Source organism: Streptomyces ziwulingensis (assembly GCF_039542605.1).
In the GTDB taxonomy this organism is placed as follows: domain Bacteria; phylum Actinomycetota; class Actinomycetes; order Streptomycetales; family Streptomycetaceae; genus Streptomyces; species Streptomyces ziwulingensis.
Map to the genome: position 1 here is coordinate 54,061 of NZ_BAABIG010000087.1, position 16,913 is coordinate 70,973.

Genomic DNA, 16,913 nt, shown 5'->3' on the forward strand with positions numbered 1-16,913 from the left:
GTCAGTTCTTCCCGCAGGCGGTGTCCTTCGAGGGACGGTCGCCCGTGAGGAGGAACTCGGTCACGATGTCGTTGGCGCACTTGTTGTCCAGGTACTTGTACGCGAGGTGCCCGCCCTGATCGGCTGTCACCATGCGGGCCCGGTCTCCGAGGGCCGCACGCATCTCGCGTGCACCCGACAACGGTGTCGCGTTGTCGCGCAGGTTCTGGAGCATGAGTACGTTCGAGGGACCGTTGTCGGTGATCTTGACAGGAGCCTCGACAGGCTCGGACGGCCAGAACGCACAGGGCGTGATGTCGGCCCCGGCGGCGCCGAACATGGGGAATCGCTTGCGATCCTCCTTCACGTTCCGCGCGTATGCCGCGATGTCCTCCGGCCAGTCGGAGTCGTTGCAGATCACGTGCAACTGGCTGGCCAGGTAATTGTCCGACGGGATACCGGAGGAGCCGGCTGCCGCGTCCCCTTCCGCGCCGCCTGACGGCTTCGGCACCGGCTTACCGGTGTCGAGTGCCTTCCAGATCTCGGCGAGGTTCGGGAGTTCGGCGTCGTAGTAGAAGCTGCTGAACGTCACCTGACGGAAAGCCTGGCCCGTGTAGCCTTCCGGACTGGGCTTCGCGTCCAGTTTCTTGGCGAGTTCGAAGTACTTCTCCTCGACGGCTTCCGGGGTGTCACCCAGGCCGTATTTCTCGTTCTGGGCGGCGGCGAACACCGCGAAATCCGGGAATCGATTCTGGAAACCCTCACCGAACTTCCGTACGAACGCTTCGTTCCAGCCGCCGGGCCCCGTCACGCTGTCGAGGAAGACACGGTCGCTTCGCTTCGGGAACATAGTGGTGTAGACGGAACCCAGGTAGGTGCCGTAGGAGATCCCGTAGTAAGAGATCTTGGACTCGCCGAGTGCTTCGCGGACCCGGTCCATGTCGCGCGCGGTGTTCGCGGTGGTGATGTAGGGCAGGATGCCGGCGGTCTTGGACTTGGCGCACTTCTCCGCGACGGCTTGCACGCGCTTGGCCTCGGCGGTGACGTCTGTCTCGGTCCGGGCGTACGTGGGTATGTTGCTCGGGTGCTCGGTCGCTTCGAGTCCGCAGGTGACCGGTGTGCTGTGGCCCACGCCCCGGGGATCGATCCCGATGACGTCGTAGGTGTCGAGGACACTCTGGGGGACGCCCAGCTTCTTCAGGGTGGCCGGCATGGTGAGCGTCTGTCCGCCGGGTCCGCCACTGTTGGTCAGCAGCACACCGTGACGCTTGTCGGGGTTCTTGCTCGCCAGGCGTGAAACGGCGATCTCTATCGTCTTCCCGTCGGATTTCTTGTAATCGAGGGGAACCTTCAGCGTGGTGCAGTCAATTCCAGGTGCGGCGACATCTTTCGGACACTTCCCCCATTCGAGGTTTCCTTCGTCCGCGTCGGCCGACGAGCACCCTGTCAAGGACAGCGCCGCCACCAGGGCGACAGCGAGTGCGGAGGGGAGGGATTTCTGCATGATGATCCTCTCTTCTGACGTGGAGTCGAACTGTTCACTACGAGGAAGGAAAAAAGTCAGGGACTTACCGTCGGAGGAAGGTGCATGACCTGGTTCAGCCCGCCGTCTACTGTGATGGCGGCGCCGTTCACGTAGCCGGCTTCCGGGCTCGCCAGAAAGGCCACGACGGCGGCGATCTCCTCGGGCGTGCCCGTGCGACGCATGGGGATATGGGCCGAGTACGCGTCGAGAGCGCCTGGAATGTCGGTCATGGGCGCGGTCATTCCGGTGGGATGGATGACGCCGGGGTGCACGTCATTGGAGCGGATACCGTCCGGGCCGTGTTCGACAGCGATGCTGGCGGCCAGGCTTTCCGCAGCGCTTCTGGCGGCACCGTAGGCGGGCCGGCCATAGTTGTTCCGCAACGCGTTGGACGAGCCGATGGTGAGACGTCCAGGCGGCCATACACTTCGACCGTCCCGTCGATCAACTCGATGACAGCCGCCTCGTCACGTACGTCGGTTGTTCGCTGGACGATCGTGCTGCCCTCGGGCGCCTGCGTGACGGTTCGGCTCAACTTCTCCTCGTTGCGCCCGGCGATGACGGTCGTGGCACCTTCCCCGGCCAGTCGCAGAGCGATCGCGGCTCCTATACCGGACCCGCCTCCGGTGACCAGGGCGACGCGACCGGAAAACCGATTGAATGCCATGATTTTCTCTTCTGTGAGTGTTTACGTGTGTGGCAACGGTTCGGCACACGCCTGTGCGAGCACGGCGGCCATCCCAGGGACGAGGGCGGGAACAGGATCGTGGGTCAGTTCCGTCATCCGCAGCCGCCCGCCGACGGTGACAACACCCAGGACGTGCTCCCCGCGCAACTGCGTGATCTGCGCCGGTCCCCAGAGGGCAGACACTCCCAAGCCGGCGGCGTCCGGCCCTGCCGCGCCGAGATTGGTGATCTGGATGTCTGCCGCGGTCACGGCGGCCATCATCGCCTCGGCCTCCTCCGGCGTCGTGGGAGGGTGCTGGACCAGCACGGCAGAACCGGTCCGCAGGACACCCGGTGTGCGCTGCCGGGCAAGCCCCTGATGGTGGTGGCGGGCCAGTGCCCAGAAGTCCTTCGCGTCGTCCGCCGTACTGGCCGTGCGGGCACCTGCGAAACGGTTGGCGACGTCGTCCGGCAGACCCGCCGCCCGGCGTAGGTCGACGGGGCTCAGCACGCGTACGAAATCACGACCACCGCGGTGGAACACAGTGCACGCGGCGGCACAGAGCGCCGCATGCACCGACACTTCCTCTGTACGACAGCGGGCGACAAGCCGTGCGGTGAGGTCCCGGTCCAGTGCGAGCGCGTCCACATGCGGCGGCCGTCCGGAAAAAGGCCTGAGCTCGCCGGCCGCGTGCATACGTTCGTCGTCTTCCGCCGACGGACCGGCCTCGGCGTCGCCGGTGTCCGGAGCTGCTTCGAGACGGGCGAGCAGATCCTCCTGCGCCTGTGGAACACCGGACGGCGCCCGCTTCGGGACATCGCCGTCACTGTCGAGAACAGCCAGCAGATCCAGCAGCACACGTAGCGCACCGGTGCCGTCGGTGATCTGGTGGGCGAACGTGAGCACGAGGGAGCAGCCTTCGGCTGCGGGGATCAGCACGGCGCGGGCCAGCGGGCCCGGGTGCGCCGGTATGGGGCGGGTCTGCTCGTGGATGACGACGGCCTGCCAGGGGGTTCCGGGCGCGGCCGTCCCGACCGTGATCAGTCCGTCGGTCTCCCGGTACACGGCCGCGGGTCCGTCCCGGTCGACGGCGACCCTGAGAAGGGGATGGAGGTCCTGCAGTCGTGCCAGCCCCGTCTTCAACTCCGCTTCTGCCAGGGAGTGGCCGACCTCGGCTACCAGGGAGAACTGGACCGGGTTTCGCCACATGTACAGGTCGATGGCCCGTTCGAATGCGCCCAACGACCGGACGGGAGCACCACCCGGGGAGACTTCGGGCATGAGCGTTCCTCCAGCGTCGGTGGTGGTGCGTCGTATGACGATGTGTGCTGCGGGTTCCACCGGGCGGACGTCACATGAGCCCGCACCGTGGATCACCTGCTCGGGTGACGGAAGGCTCAACGTACGCCGCACGAAGTCGGTTCACTTTCCCGATCGACTCGGGTGAGCATGAGAAGCCTCTTACGGCCGTGCGCACGATGACCCGCTTGTCGGTCGCCGGAGCGCCGTGCCCCTGTGTCGTCGACGTTGCCGTCCCGGCTGACCCGGCCCCAGGCCGCGCAGAGCTTCATCAAGGCGGTCCGGGTCAGATCCTGCGCCTGCTACCGGTCTCCGCACAGCAGGTAGGCACCGCGTCGCAGAGGGGCCTGGCGCGCCTCGGTAAATTCCCGGAACTCTCGTTCCCGGACTGCTTTCCTCACCCTTGCCGACCTCCGCCTGCGCACCACCCCGCCGCTCCCACGTACGTGGGAGCGGCGGGGTGGCCCGTTGCCCGAGAACACCTGACTCCCCAACAAGGGGAGGACGGTGGGGCGGAGGAGGCCATCCGCTACGACGACGGTGCGGCGGAGCCGACGGTTCCCAGCGCCCGGGACGACCGCAGGATGTCGTCGGACGCGCCGGCACCGGCCCGATCATCGGCGAAGGGACCGGGGTCAGCGCGGACGCGATCGGCTTCACCGACGTCCCCGGCATCCACCCGGACGCTCAGACCGCCGGCTGGGTCGAGGTCCGGGCCGGCATCAGGCGACTCCGAATCCCTGAAGGGACAGGGCGGGTGTGTTCGCCAGCACCGCCCGGTGCAGTTCCTGCAGCCGGCTGGAGGGTTCGACGCCGAGTTCCCTGCCCAGTGTCTGGCGGAGGTCCCGGAACACCTGCAGTGCCCGCCAGGGCGCCCCCGAACTGTGGAGCGCGACGATGAGCATGGCGCAAAGTCGCTCATCCATGGGGTTCTGGGCGACCAGCATGCGCAGTTCAGGGATCAGCGTGAAGTGATTCCCGAGGTTCATGTCGGCGAGGATGCGTTGCTCCTGCACCCGCATCCGGCCCTCCTCGAAACCGATCGACTCCATGTGGAGCACCCGTCCGGCCGGCACGTCGATCAAGGCGGGTCCGCGCCATACTTTGAGCGCCCGCGCCAGATACTTCGACGCGGCGGCGGCGTCCCCCGACTTGAGCGCGAGATCACCTTTCACCGAGAGCCGCTCGAATTCCCACACGTCGCACGCACAGGAATCGAGTACCAGCTCGTACCCGTTGAAGTGGGTCACCAGGACGGCCTTGGCCCCGTCCGGGGAGCCCGGCGGCAACGCTTCCGCTATGAGCTTGCGGAGTTGCAGGATGTACGTCTGAAGGGTGGTGGTGCTGCTGCGCGGAATCGCGTCGCCCCAGATCTCCTCCATCAGGGTGGAGACGGGTACGACACGGCCACAGCGCAAGGCCAGCAGGGCGAGCAACTGCTTCGGCTTTCCGGCCGAGGGAACGATCGACACCCCACCGATTCTCACGTTCATCGGCCCGAGGAGGTTTATCTCCGCCGGTTGCGTGTGTCTCTCCTCGACGGAACGGTTCGATACATGGTCCTGGATAATTTTTCTCATCCCCCCGCCAACTTCACCAGTCGGCCTTTCCGTCGGATGCCCTCGGGCAGCGGGCAGTGAATGTCGCCGTCGAGTTTTGCGCAGCGTGGCGGTCGAAAGTCCGCCCCCCGGTAGCGGACTTTCTGGCAGGACACGGTGACGGTCGCGGTGTCGAGCGCACCGCCGCAACCGTTGAGGGGTCCCTGATCGCCGGCTCGCTGCTGGTCATCTGAAGTGTGCTGAGTGGGTCGGACAGGTGGCGACCTGGGTGAGCGCCGAGCGGTCGAGAGGACGTTCGGGATACTAGTGCGCGTTCACAGCCCTTTCCAGTGAATGGCAAGTTCTCGCCGGCGGCCCGGTCGGAACCATAGTTTGGATCTCGCCGCCGCGATAGGGCAGGTGCATTTCAGGTCACGGTGAACTGCCCGGCCGCGGCGGTCGGCCGGGCGGGTACGGTCACGCTGAGTATGCGGGACGCGGGGAGACCGCTTCCTTCGGAACGGGTGCGGGGCAACACTGATAGGGGGTGCGCGCAACGCTGATAGGGGGTGTGCGATCGCGGCGTATGCACTGCGAAATCGACTTACCTCGGCAAAGCTTTACCAGTACTTGTATGGCGGTATGGAGGCCGACTCCGATAATGCTTTTCGTCACGGCGGCGGGCCGGTCGTCCACGGTCACCGGTCACCGACCACCGGCGAACGGGGACAGACGGCAGCCCCGGCGGAGCGGGCGCCGGGGCGTTCGGCGGAGCTTCCTCGTGGGGTCTGCGAACCAGGGGGAGAGCCGGCGGGGTGCCGGAGAGGCGCGCCGCGTTCAGGACGCGGCGCCCGCGGTCCCGTCCCCGGTCTGCAGGGCGCCGCCTTCGCGCTGCCACCGGATGATCCCGCCGCCCAGCGGACGGGCCGGGATCTCGTGGCTGCGCAGCAGGCGGACCAGGTCGGGGGAGAGCACGCAGTACGGCCCCTGGCAGTAGGCGATGACCTCGACGTGCCGCGGGATGCTGTCGACCTTCTCTCTCAGCTCCGACGCGGGCAGCGAGATCGCGCCGGGTACATGGCCTCGCGCGTACTCCGTCGCTGAGCGTACATCGACGATCACGACTCGCGGGTCGTCGAGGTAGGTGCGCAGTTCGTCGACGGTGACTGGTTTGAGTTCATCGGCGTTGCCCAGGAGGTCGTCGATCGCCAGCCGCAGATCCGCGAGCCGGACCTCCGCGCAGGACTGCAGCGAGCCGAGCAGACGCGACACCTCGGGCCCGGCGAGCCGGTAGAAGATCCGGTTGCCCTGGCGCCTGGTGGTGACCAGGTTCGCGCCGCGGAGCTGCTGAAGCTGGGCCGAGGTGTTCTTCAGGCCGAGGCCGGAGGCGGTGACCAGACCCTCCACGTCGCTCTCACCGTTCTCCAGCAGGTCGAGCAGTCGCAGCCGGACCGGACTCGCCAGCGCCTTGCCGACCCTGGCGAGCTGTGTGTAGACCTCGGCTTCGATGAATTCACCCATGGCGCCATTCTCGCTTCCAGGGCCCGGACTGGTTCACGGCTGCGGTGACCGGGGGCCCGTGAGGCCCGGCTTCGGTGTCTTCTCCTGCGCCTGCTCCCGCGGCACGGCCGGATCGCCGGGCTCCGCGGCCTCCGGCCGGACCGCCTGCACGGGGAGCGCGGGTTCGAGGCGGATCAGGGTGAGCGCCGATCCGGCGACCCCCACCGCGAGCAGCAGCCACATGCCGGTCGGGGAGAAGGTGAGCAGCGCGGTCAGCGCGGCGGGCGCCAGCGCGGTCGGGATCGCCCAGGACAGTTGGTAGACCGCGAGATGACGGCCGCGGGTGGCCTCCGGGGCCGTGCTGGCCACCAGCGCCGACGCGGTCGCCCCGTGCATCAGCTCGCCCAGGGTGAACAGCAGCGTGGCCGCGAAGACACCGACCAGCACGGGGGTGCGGGCCGACACCGCGCCCAGCGCGGCGAACGACAGGAACGCCGCGCAGAACACCGCTCCGCCGAGCGCGGCGACACGGGTGCGCCGGTACCTGGTGAGCAGCCGGGTGATCGGGATCTGCAGCAGCGCGATACCCACCGTGTTGGTGGCGTAGAGCACGCCGACCAGCGAGTCCGAGGTGTTCAGCTCCTGGGTGATGTACACCGGCAGGCTCACCGACAGCACCATGTACCCGAACGCGGTCGGCACGTTCAGCAGGGTGAGCACGAGGAACGGGCGGTTGCCGGCGACCAGCCGGTAGCCGCGTTTCGCGCGCACGGGTGCCGCCGTGCCGGCCGCCCGCGACTGCGGGATGGACCGGATCAGCGCGGCGGCGGCCAGATAGGCGGCGGCGGCGCCGATGACGATGGCCTGAAAGGCGACGTCGGCGCCCAGGGCGAGCGCGCCGCCCGCGATCAGACCGCCGGCGCCCAGGCCCGCGTTGCGCAGGCTTCGCTGAGCGGCGAGGAGTCTGTCCCGTGCGGTGCCCCGCACGATCTCCGCGATGAACGACTGGATCGACGGCGAGAACGACACATCGCCGAACGCGACCACGGCCACCACCACGAACATCGGTACGGCCGACTCCACCAGCGGATACGTCGCGAACCCCGCCGCGCGCAGCACGTATCCGCCCACCACGACCGCACGGGCGCCGTACCGGTCGATGAGGACACCGGTGAGGGGATTGCCGACCAGACCGAGCAGCGCGGCGGTGGTCATGATCGCGCCGACCCGGGTGAGCGGCATCCCCGTGACGTGGTGGAAGTACAGCAGCGACAAAGGCAGGTACATCCCGCTGCCGGTGGCGTCGACCACCATGCCGAGCATGTAGCGCGACTGCACCGAGAGCCTTTTCACGGCGCCTCCGAGATGTCGGTCTGGGCCTCGAAGCGCGCCCCGAGCGCCCGTAACCTGCGCTCGCACTCCGCGCGGGTGGGCGCCGACGCGACGGCGCAGGTGAGGAAGTCCGACGAGCCCGAGGCGGCCGGGATCGCCTGTCCCACCTGCCCGTAGAGCCAGAACCGCTCCACCCAGTCCTCGGCCGGGACGGCCGGCAGGGAGCGTACCCGGCCGGGCCGCTTCATCATCAGCACCTGGCCCGCCATGGACCGCGGCCGCGGCCTCGTCCCGGCCCGCAGGCTCTGCTCCAGCAGGGGCAGCGGCAGCCCGAGGGCGGCCCGGGTCGCGTACTCGCCCAGGTTGAAGCCGAACAGGGCGTGGAAGACCTCGCGGACCTTGGCACCACCCGGCCTGCACGCGATCTCGCAGAGCACGAGACGGTCGTCCGGGGTGTGGAAGATCTCCGCGTGGAAGCCGTGGTCCAGCAGCCTGCCGCCGGGCTGGCGCAGGGCGGCCAGAACCCGGTTGGTCAGCGACAGCAGGCGCTCGGTGAGCGGGTCGTCCGGGTCCAGGGTGAGATCGACGCGGGCGCCCGGGTCGGTACCGAAGGAGGCCAGGTCGTACTGGTACTGGGAGGGCCAGGCCACCGCCGTGCGCCCGTCGACCACGAGGCCGTCGACATGGCACATGCGGCCCGGGACGAACGACTCCAGAAGCAGGTCGTCGCGCGCGGCGTCGACCAGTACCCGCGCGGTGTGGTCGAGCAGCTCGTCCCGGTCCCGCAGGATGCGCAGGCCGATGGAGTTGAAGCCCGACCGGTCCTTGAACACCACCGGGAAACCGTGGCGGTCGGCGAAGGCCAGTGCCTCGTCGGCGTTCTGCGGCACCGTGTAGCGGGCGACCTCGATCCCCGCCTGCTCCAGCCGCTCCTTCATCAGCGCCTTGTCCCGGAACGGCTGTACGTCGGCGGTCCAGGCACCGGCCAGTCCCAGGCATTCGCGCAGCCAGGCCGCCATGGTCACATCGCCCTCGTGGTACGCGACGACGTGCCGGACGGCGAACTCGTCCGCGAGCTTCAGCGCCCGGGCTCGCACCTGCTCCTCGTCCTCGAAGTCGTCGAGCATCTCCAGATGGGTGAAGCCGTGGTTGCCGGTCGGCACCGGCTCGCCGAACGGCTTCAGCCGGTCCCGGGCGGCGAGTACGACGACGTCGCCCGCGTAGTCGCTCAGCCAACGGTCGTACGGGAAGGGTTCGAACGGGTTGCGGTGCAGGATCAGGACGCTCATGTGGTGCTCCGGGTGGCCTGTGCGGGGGCGTCGGTGCCTGTCTCGGCGACCCGGGCGCGGGCGCTGCCGCCGCCGTCGCGGGCGATGCGGATCTCGACGGTGTCGCGGATGAGTTCCGCGCCGCGCCGGATCGCGGTGGTCGCGTCCGGGCCGGTGACGGCCACCAGGCCCAGTCGGTCCCAGTTGTCCTTGAGCGCGCGTACCGCGTCGCCCGGTGCGACGCTCAGCCGGACGTCGAGGACGTCCGTCCGGCTCAGGGCCTCCTCGACACCGGAGACCGACTCGACCCGCCCCGGGTCACCGACCAGGAAACGGGTGCTCGCACCGGCCTTGGCCGCGGGCGGGCCGGGCAGCTCCGGCACCAGGCCGAAGGGCCAGCCCAGGGCGTACGTCACCAGGTCGATGCCGTACGCGCCCCGCACCAGTTCGGGGATGGCGTCACCGGCCACGCGGTTGTGACTCTCGATGACGGCGGGGCCTCGCGCGCCGATCCGGACCTCGGTGTGGCAGACCCCGTCCCTGATGCCGACCAGGTCGAGGAAGCCGCCCACGCGCTCGCGCACCTGCTCGGCGGCGGCCGGGTCGAGGCGGGCGGGCACGGCGTGTCCCAGTTCGGCGAAGTGCCGGGGGTCGACGAACTTCTCGGTGATCGCCACGACGACGTGGCGGCCGGCGAAGCTGAAGGTCTCGACGCTGAACTCGGGTCCGTCGACGTACTCCTCCATCAGGAAGTCCTGAAGGACGAACAGGGTCGATATCCGGTCGGTGCGGGTGCCGCGCAGTCGCTCCACCTCCGCCCAGACGCGGTCGGCGTCCTCGGGGGCCCCGACCCGGAAGACGCCCAGGCTGGCGGTGCCGTCGGCCGGCTTGACGATGAACGGGAAGCCGTGGCGGGCGGCGAAGGCGTCGAGGTCCTCGCGCTTGAGCAGCGGGGCCGCCGCCACCGCCGCCGGGTCGAGCCCGGCCAGGTGCAGCCGCATGGCCCACTTGTCGCGTATCCGTTTCGCCACCTCGTACCCGGTGCCGCCGAGGCCGAACAGGTCGTTGATCCGCCCGGCGTTCTCCAGTCCCGCCTCGGTCAGGGAGAGGGCGGCGCCGAAGCCGGGTGCGGTCCACAGCTCCTCGGCGGCCGGCCGGACCTCGTCCCAGTCGGTGTAGTTGAGGACCAGTGTGCGGTCCGCGAGTCGCTCCTGTTCGGCACTGAGCTTGCTGGGGTGCTGCAACAGCAGGACGTGCAGGCCCAGTGCGGCGGCCTTCTGCACGGTCTCGTCGTTGGCACCTACAAGCAGCAGTGTGCGGTCCCGGTTCAAGCGGTCCGTTCCTTCCCGGTCGGTGGGGTACGAGGGGGCGGGGCGAGGGGGTGGCTCACGCGGGCGCGCGGTCCAGCGGGACGGGGGCCCAGACGCTGAGGTAGCGCTCGCCCGTGTCGGGCAGGATGGTGACGATGGTCCGGCCCGCGTTCTCGGGGAGCCGGGCGAGGCGCTGGGCGGCGTGCACCACGGCCCCCGAGGAGACGCCGGCGAGGACGCCCAGGCTCCGGGCGAGCCACCGGGCCGTCTCCATGGCCTCGTCGTCGGAGACGGTCAGCACCTCGTCGATGAGATCGAGGTCGGTGGTGTCGGCGACGAAACCGCCCGTCAGTCCCGGGATGGCATGCGCGCCGGCGTACCCCTTGGACAGGACGGGTGAGCTCTCCGGCTCCACGGCGACGGCCCGGAGCCGCGGATTGTGTTCCTTGAGGAAACCGGCCGTGCCGCAGAGCGTCCCCCCGGTGCCGATACCGCACACCAGGACGTCGACGCGGCCCTCGGTGTCGGCCCAGATCTCCGGACCCGTGGTCTCGCGGTGGGCGCGGACGTTGTCGAAGTTCTCGTGCTGCCGGGCGTACCAGGAGCCGGGTGTCGCGCGGTGCAGTTCCTCGGCCCGGTCGATGGCGCCCTGGAAGCGCAGTTCGTGGTCGGTCAGCACCACCTCGGCGCCCAACGCCTCCAGCAGGCCGATCCGTTCGGTGGTCGCGCTGTCCGGGAGCACGATCACGCAGCGGTAGCCGCGGGCCGCCGACAGGGCGGCCAGCGCGATACCGGTGTTGCCCGACGTCGACTCGATCACGGTGCCGCCGGGGGGGAGCTGCCCGCTCTCGGCCGCGGCGTCGAGCATCCACAGTGCGGCCCGGTCCTTGACGCTCGCCAGCGGGTTGGCCGACTCCAGCTTCGCCAGCACCCGCGCGCCGTCGGCCGCCCGTTCGACGGGCAGGTCGAGCAGCGGCGTGTTTCCCACCAGCTCCGCGATGCTGGCCGCGATACGAGGTCGGACACCGGGCCGTACCCGCGGCGGTGATCCGGGCAAGGGGGAGCCCTCCTTCGAGGTCGTCGGCGAGGGGAGCCGTACCGGCCGGGTCACCAGGAACCGGCCGAGGCGGTGTGGCGCAGCAGCTCGACGGCGTACTGCGGGGTCTGCCGGGGCGGCGCGGGCGACGCGGCGAGCGCGAGGACCCGCGCCTTGGCCGGTACGTCCTTGACGACGAGGGCCTGGGCTCCGATGACGGCGCCGGCGCCGACGGTCACCGGGCCGAGGACCGTCGCTCCGGTGCCGAGCACCACGCCGTCCCCGACGACGGGGTGGCGCCGCTCGCCCTCGGCCCGGCCGTTGTCGTGCCACCAGCCGACCGCGCCGAGGGTCACCTGGTGATAGATCGTCACATCGTCGCCCACCCGCGCGGTCTCGCCGATGACCACGGCCGCGCCGTGGTCGATGAGCACTCTGCGGCCGAGCCTCGCGCCCGGGTGGATCTCCGTGCCGGTGACCGCCCGCGCGAGCACCATCAACCCCCGTGCGGGCAGGCGCAGTCCGCGTCGGTGCAGCCGGTGGGCGACGCGATGGGTCCACACCGCGGGCAGTGCCGGGTGGAGCAGGGCCTCCGCGCGGGTGCGGACCGACGGGTCCCGGTCGACGACGGTGCGCAGGTCCTCCCCGAGCGTGCGCAGCAACATCCCTGGTCGGCTCACGCGCTCATCCCCGATTCTGCTATTCCATTGATCTTTAGATTAGTGGAATGGATTCCGTACCGCAAGAAGTACCCGCCGAACACGGTCACTTGACCTCCAGCTCGGCCTCTGCGGGGATGCCGGCCATCGTGTCCTGGTCGAAGTTGACCGCGCTGCACCAGCGGCCGGGCGTCAGCAGCAGCCAGATGTCACTGACGATCGTGCCCTCGATGACCTCGTCGCCCCGCGTCCACCCGACAGCCTCGTAGCTCACCCCGTCGTCCGGGAGCAGGAGTTGGAGGATGGGGCTGTTCAGCGAGGGACCGGAGCGGACGTTGGCGTCCCGCCAGATCGGTCCGGCCGTGAACAGGTGCGTGGTCTGCTGCTGCTCGGACATGGGGTTCCTCCTGTGGTGGGTTGCCGAGGTACTCGGTGACGTGATCTCCGGGGTGCGGGGCTCGCGGGTCACCCGCGGCTCGCCGCGAGGGCCTGCCGGGCCGGGGCGGCGGCGTTCGCGGCCGCCATGGAGAGGACCTGGGAGATCATGACGGTCATCTGCGCGCGGGCCTGGAACTGTTCGGGCGACATGGCGTCCGGCGCCACGGCCGTGTCGTCGGCCCAGTCGCGCGCGGTCACCCCGAGCGGGGTCGGCCAGCCGCGCAGGGCGTGGCCGATCGTGCGCAGGGTGGTCAGGGTGGACGCCGTGCCCTGCGCTCCCGCGCCGACCGCGACGCAGCCGACCGGCACCCCCTCCAGGAACTTCCGGGGGGCGACCAGGTCGTTGGCGTAGTCCAGGGCGTTCTTCAGCAGCCCGGAGACCGTGCCGTGATAGGTGGGGGAGACGAGCACGAGTCCGTCGGCGCGGCTCAGCGCGCCCACGAAGGCGCCGGCCTCGACGTTCGCCTCGGACAGTCCGGGCCGGTAGAAGGGGAACTGCACCTCGGCCCCGGTGAACACCCGGGCGGCGGCGCCCTGCCGCACGCACTGCCGCGCACACCAGCGCGCCACCCGGTCCGAGGTCGAGTCCACCCTCAGCGATCCGCTGACCAGGACTATGTTCGGTGTTTCCACTGCTGCGAGGACCTCCGTCGCTGTCATGCCGTGAGAGAACCGGTGGTGCCCGGACGCCAGTCGACGACGTCGAACGTGGCGGCGTCCTTGCGGCCCCTCGACTTCATGGCGCCGTCGCGGGCTCGGGCCTGCTCCTGGCTCGCACCCTGGTCGACCGCGCCCTGCCGGCGCGAGTGCAGCACGATCCGGGCCGTGCGCTCCACCCGCTGCTCCTGGTAGCGGAGCAGGGCCTCGCCCGGGTCGGCACACGACGCGAGGGACTCGGCGAGCACGACCGCGTCCTCCAGCGCGGTGTTCGCGCCCTGGCCCATCGCGGGCGCCATCGGGTGCGCGGCGTCCCCGAGCAGGGCCACCCGGCCGTCCACCCAGCGCGACACCGGGTCCCGGTCGTGGATGTCCGTCACCGACAGATCCGCCGGGTCCGCACCGCGGATCATCCGTACCACCGGCTCGTGCCAGTCGGCGACGCGGTCGAGCAGCGCCGCCAGCGCGCCCCGCTGTCCCATCGCCGGCCAGACGCCCCGCGGGGCGGTGATCTTCGCGGTCCAGTACAGGGTCTTCCGGCCGGCCGGGGCCACGAAGATCTGCGTACCCAGCCCGTTGACGACGAACGCCCGCGGGTGCAGTTCGGACCCGACGGCCCGGCCGCGGACCGAGGTGTACCCCAGGTACTGCGGCGGACCGTCCCGCAACATGGCGGCACGTACGACGGAGTTGAGGCCGTCGGCCGCCACCAGCACATCGGCGTCCAGAACGGTGCCGTCGGACAGGCTCACCGACACCCGGCCGCCGTCCTGGCCGTACCCTTCGAGGGCGGTGCCGAGGCGGATGTCCGCGCCCGCCGCGGCCGCCTCGCGCAGCAACAGGTCCTGCAACGCCGTCCGCAGGATGGGCACCTGCGGCAGGCCCAGGCGCCGCCCCACCTCACCGATGGGCTCCCGGGCCAGCACCTGGCCGGCCGAGTCCATCAGCAGGCGTACGTCGTCGGGGCCCACCACATGGCCGGCCGAGCGGATTCCCGCGCCCAGCCGGGCGCTGATGGCGTCCGCCGCCGCGATGCCGTTCTGGTAGAGCAGCAGCCCGGAACCGACGTCGCCGATGTGCCCGGCACGCTCCAGTACGGTGACCGCGAACCCCGAGGACGCCAGCGCGGCGGCGGCCGCCAGACCACCGATCCCACCGCCCGCCACCACCACCCGGCGGCTGTCGCTCACTGGATCCACCGCCCCTCGTACGAGCCGAACGTGCCGGTGTCGGCATCCCAGACGACCTCGCCGCGCCGCAGCGTCCGGACCACCCGGCCGGTCATCGTCCAGCCCTCGTACGCCGACCAGCCGCACTTGGAGCGCACGTCCCGCGCCGACAGCATCCAGGTGTCGTCCGGAGCGAAGAACACGAGGTCGGCGTCGGCTCCCGGGGCGAGCCGCCCCTTGCCGCGCAGACCGAAGAGTTCGGCGGGCCGCGTCGACAGATGACGGACCAGGCGCGCGACGGCGACATCGGGGTGCTCGTCGGGCAGGCGCCTGCGCATGCCCGTCCACACCGCGACCGCCAGTTCCTGTACGCCGGGCAGGCCGGGCGGCGACTGCTGGACCGTCCGCGTCTTCTCCTCGATCGTGTGGGGGGCGTGGTCGCTGCCGATCGTGTCGGCCTCGCCGGCCACCAGCGCCTGCCACAGCCGGTCCTGGTCGCTCTGCTGACGGATCGACGGCGACAGTCGCGTCCGGGCGCCCAGCCGCCGGGTGTCGGCGTCCGTGAAGGACAGGTGATGCCCCGTCACCTCGAAGCTGACGGGCAGTCCGGCGGCGCGGGCGGCGCACACCAGATCCGCCTCCTCCCGGCTGGAGAGGTGGAGTATGTGCGCCTTGGTGCCGTGCCGGCGGACCAGTTCGATGACCTTCGCCACCGCCGAGATCCCGCCGCTGCGCGGCCGTCGCGCCTCGTAGTCCGCATAGCTTCCGGGGGCGCCCCACCACTCGTCGAGCAGTGCGAACAACTCGCCGTCCTCGGCGTGCAGCACCAACTGCACCCCGCCCTGCGCGGCGGCGATGAACGCCTTCTCCAACTGCGCCGGGTCGCGGAACACGGTCGGAGCCGTGTGGTGCCCGGCCATGAAGATCTTCGCGCTGGTGGCGACCGCGGGGTCGAGTTCGGCCAGCGCCTCGGGGCGGGCGGGGTCGGCTCCGATGTGGAACCGGTGGTCCACCAGGGAGCGGCCCGCGATCAGTTCCGCCTTGGCCCGCGCCTCGTCGGCGGTCAGGGTCGGCGGGCTGGTGTTGGGCATGTCCAGCACCGTGGTGACACCGCCCGCCGCGGCCGCCCGGCTCCCGTGCTCCCAGTCCTCCTTGTGCGTCAGCCCCGGTGTGCGGAAGTGCACATGGGAGTCGATCAGACCCGGCAGGACGTAGCGGTCGCCGGCGTCGACGGCCGGCACCCCGGGGGGCGGCACGGCACCGGGGTCCAGGACGGCGAGGACGCGCCCGTCCGCGATGAGCACGGTGCCCGCGCGGACCCCCGCGGGAGTCACCAGCCTTTCGGCGGTGACGGCGAGTTCGGCGCTGGTCGGTTCGGCGCCGGTCAGTTCGGCCATGTCGAAGCCACCAGTTCTCTGCAGAGGTCGTTGGTCGGCCCCATCAGGGCCACGGCCCGGGCGTCGCCGAGCAGCCGGTTGACGCCGGACGCGGCCGTGTACCCGGTCGAGCCGAGCATCCCGGCCGCCTGCAAACAGATCTCCTCGGCCACCGCGGAGGCGTGCAGCTTGCTGTGCAGGGTGGTCATTCCGGGGTCGGCCGACGACCGGGCACCGGCCCGTTCGACCATCGCCCGCGCCGACTCGACCCTGGTGGCCATGGACACGAGCCGGTCCCTGACGACCGGGGAGGCCAACTGGTTCCGGCGCCCCAGATGTTCGACCAGCAGCTCGAACGCGGCCAGGGCGACGCCCACGGCGACCGCGCCCAGGGTCGCCCCGGACTCCCGTACCCCCGCGATGATCTGCGCCGCCAGGCCCTCCGGGCCGAGCCGGTCGGTGTCGGCGACGACGCACTCGCGCATCGAGACGAATCCGGTGGCCGACCCCCGCATGCCGACCAGGTCGAGGCTCAGATCGGGGACCAGCCCCGGATTGCCCGCGTCGACGAGGAAGAAGGTCTGCCCGGCGGCGCCGTAGCCGCTGCCCGGGTCCGTGGGCAGGTCGCCCGTGCGCACCAGCACGAGGTACAGATCGGCGACCGACGCGGTGGTGGTGAAGGACTTGGCCCCGTCGAGCACCCAGGTCCCGTCGGGCCGGCGGACGGCAGTGCTGCTGAGGTGGCGCTTGGCGGCCCCCGCGCCCTGCTCGCTCCAGGCGGAGGCGGCGAGGCAGGTGCCGTCGGCCAGCCGCGGCAGGAGCTCCCGCTTCTGGTCGGGCGAGCCCCACTCGGCGATCCGGGAACTCACGGCGAAGTGCTGGAAGGCCATGATGGACAGGGACGGGTTCAGCCGCGCGAGCCGCTCCACCACCCGGTTGACCTCGGCCGGGTCACCGCCGGCCCCGCCGTGCTCACGGGGGACCGCGGTGCCGAGCAGCCCCGACCCGCGTAGTTCGGCCAGTGTGTCGGGGTCCGGTTGCCCGGTGACGGCTGTCCGTTCGGCCGACTGCCGCAGTCGCGCCGCCAGTTCGGGATCGATGTCTGTTTCGGTGCGGATGTCGTGGACGTCATGGACGGTGCCAGGCATTTCGGCGAACTC

Annotated in this window: 15 protein-coding genes and 2 pseudogenes; all 17 read right to left on the reverse strand. The window is 70.6% G+C overall.

Annotation, left to right across the window (positions count from 1 at the left end; all coding sequences use genetic code 11):
• Position 1: 1 nt before the first annotated feature.
• Positions 2–1,483 (reverse strand): alpha/beta hydrolase, encoded by a 1,482-nt coding sequence (locus tag ABEB00_RS32805; RefSeq protein WP_345624342.1) that lies wholly within the window; start codon positions 1,481–1,483, stop codon positions 2–4.
• Positions 1,484–1,539: 56 nt separating this feature from the next.
• The gene (locus tag ABEB00_RS32810) at positions 1,540–1,905 is read right to left on the reverse strand and encodes an SDR family NAD(P)-dependent oxidoreductase (RefSeq protein ID WP_425586616.1); all 366 of its coding nucleotides are present in this window, start codon (positions 1,903–1,905) and stop codon (positions 1,540–1,542) included.
• A 17-nt stretch (positions 1,906–1,922) separates the two neighbouring features.
• Positions 1,923–2,171, reverse strand: a pseudogene (locus ABEB00_RS36160) (SDR family NAD(P)-dependent oxidoreductase); the annotation flags it as partial.
• A gap of 21 nt (positions 2,172–2,192) precedes the next feature.
• The gene (locus ABEB00_RS32815; protein WP_345624344.1) at positions 2,193–3,452 is read right to left on the reverse strand and encodes a peptide synthetase; all 1,260 of its coding nucleotides are present in this window, start codon (positions 3,450–3,452) and stop codon (positions 2,193–2,195) included.
• A gap of 239 nt (positions 3,453–3,691) precedes the next feature.
• Positions 3,692–3,895, reverse strand: a pseudogene (locus tag ABEB00_RS32820) (SigE family RNA polymerase sigma factor); the annotation flags it as partial.
• A 297-nt stretch (positions 3,896–4,192) separates the two neighbouring features.
• Complete coding sequence (locus ABEB00_RS32825; protein WP_345624345.1) at positions 4,193–4,942, reverse strand: AfsR/SARP family transcriptional regulator; 750 nt, start codon at positions 4,940–4,942, stop codon at positions 4,193–4,195.
• A 903-nt stretch (positions 4,943–5,845) separates the two neighbouring features.
• Positions 5,846–6,529: an ArsR/SmtB family transcription factor gene (locus ABEB00_RS32830; RefSeq protein ID WP_345624346.1), complete on the reverse strand. Its 684-nt coding sequence runs from the start codon at positions 6,527–6,529 to the stop codon at positions 5,846–5,848.
• A 33-nt stretch (positions 6,530–6,562) separates the two neighbouring features.
• Positions 6,563–7,861, reverse strand: a complete 1,299-nt coding sequence (locus ABEB00_RS32835; protein WP_345624347.1) for an MFS transporter — start codon at positions 7,859–7,861, stop codon at positions 6,563–6,565.
• Positions 7,858–9,129, reverse strand: coding sequence for an ATP-grasp domain-containing protein (locus ABEB00_RS32840; RefSeq protein ID WP_345624348.1), 1,272 nt, complete (start codon positions 9,127–9,129; stop codon positions 7,858–7,860). The genes ABEB00_RS32835 and ABEB00_RS32840 overlap by 4 nt, the downstream gene beginning before the upstream one ends.
• A complete protein-coding gene (locus ABEB00_RS32845; protein ID WP_345624349.1) occupies positions 9,126–10,439 on the reverse strand; it encodes an ATP-grasp domain-containing protein in 1,314 nt (437 codons plus the stop codon). Before ABEB00_RS32845 ends, ABEB00_RS32840 begins: the two co-directional genes overlap by 4 nt.
• Before the next feature lie 55 nt (positions 10,440–10,494).
• Positions 10,495–11,475 (reverse strand): cysteine synthase A, encoded by a 981-nt coding sequence (cysK, locus tag ABEB00_RS32850; protein WP_345624350.1) that lies wholly within the window; start codon positions 11,473–11,475, stop codon positions 10,495–10,497.
• Positions 11,476–11,525: 50 nt separating this feature from the next.
• A complete protein-coding gene (gene epsC, locus ABEB00_RS32855; RefSeq protein ID WP_345624368.1) occupies positions 11,526–12,119 on the reverse strand; it encodes a serine O-acetyltransferase EpsC in 594 nt (197 codons plus the stop codon).
• Positions 12,120–12,219: 100 nt separating this feature from the next.
• Positions 12,220–12,510: a hypothetical protein gene (locus tag ABEB00_RS32860; protein ID WP_345624351.1), complete on the reverse strand. Its 291-nt coding sequence runs from the start codon at positions 12,508–12,510 to the stop codon at positions 12,220–12,222.
• Between the two features lie 68 nt (positions 12,511–12,578).
• Positions 12,579–13,211, reverse strand: a complete 633-nt coding sequence (locus ABEB00_RS32865) for an NADPH-dependent FMN reductase (protein ID WP_345624352.1) — start codon at positions 13,209–13,211, stop codon at positions 12,579–12,581.
• Positions 13,208–14,398 (reverse strand): FAD-dependent monooxygenase, encoded by a 1,191-nt coding sequence (locus ABEB00_RS32870; RefSeq protein WP_345624353.1) that lies wholly within the window; start codon positions 14,396–14,398, stop codon positions 13,208–13,210. Before ABEB00_RS32870 ends, ABEB00_RS32865 begins: the two co-directional genes overlap by 4 nt.
• The gene (locus ABEB00_RS32875; protein ID WP_345624354.1) at positions 14,395–15,774 is read right to left on the reverse strand and encodes a dihydroorotase; all 1,380 of its coding nucleotides are present in this window, start codon (positions 15,772–15,774) and stop codon (positions 14,395–14,397) included. Before ABEB00_RS32875 ends, ABEB00_RS32870 begins: the two co-directional genes overlap by 4 nt.
• Positions 15,762–16,901 (reverse strand): acyl-CoA dehydrogenase family protein, encoded by a 1,140-nt coding sequence (locus ABEB00_RS32880; protein ID WP_345624355.1) that lies wholly within the window; start codon positions 16,899–16,901, stop codon positions 15,762–15,764. Before ABEB00_RS32880 ends, ABEB00_RS32875 begins: the two co-directional genes overlap by 13 nt.
• Positions 16,902–16,913: the final 12 nt, after the last annotated feature.

What these genes read in the sequence shown, in the direction of transcription:
- ABEB00_RS32875 (WP_345624354.1), bottom strand. Translation starts at nt 15,774, where the DNA reads ATGGCCGAACTGACCGGCGCCGAACCGACCAGCGCCGAACTCGCCGTC.
- ABEB00_RS32815 (WP_345624344.1), bottom strand. Translation starts at nt 3,452, where the DNA reads ATGCCCGAAGTCTCCCCGGGTGGTGCTCCCGTCCGGTCGTTGGGCGCA.
- ABEB00_RS32865 (WP_345624352.1), bottom strand. Translation starts at nt 13,211, where the DNA reads ATGACAGCGACGGAGGTCCTCGCAGCAGTGGAAACACCGAACATAGTC.
- ABEB00_RS32830 (WP_345624346.1), bottom strand. Translation starts at nt 6,529, where the DNA reads ATGGGTGAATTCATCGAAGCCGAGGTCTACACACAGCTCGCCAGGGTC.
- ABEB00_RS32860 (WP_345624351.1), bottom strand. Translation starts at nt 12,510, where the DNA reads ATGTCCGAGCAGCAGCAGACCACGCACCTGTTCACGGCCGGACCGATC.
- ABEB00_RS32805 (WP_345624342.1), bottom strand. Translation starts at nt 1,483, where the DNA reads ATGCAGAAATCCCTCCCCTCCGCACTCGCTGTCGCCCTGGTGGCGGCG.
- ABEB00_RS32880 (WP_345624355.1), bottom strand. Translation starts at nt 16,901, where the DNA reads ATGCCTGGCACCGTCCATGACGTCCACGACATCCGCACCGAAACAGAC.
- ABEB00_RS32840 (WP_345624348.1), bottom strand. Translation starts at nt 9,129, where the DNA reads ATGAGCGTCCTGATCCTGCACCGCAACCCGTTCGAACCCTTCCCGTAC.
- epsC (WP_345624368.1), bottom strand. Translation starts at nt 12,119, where the DNA reads ATGTTGCTGCGCACGCTCGGGGAGGACCTGCGCACCGTCGTCGACCGG.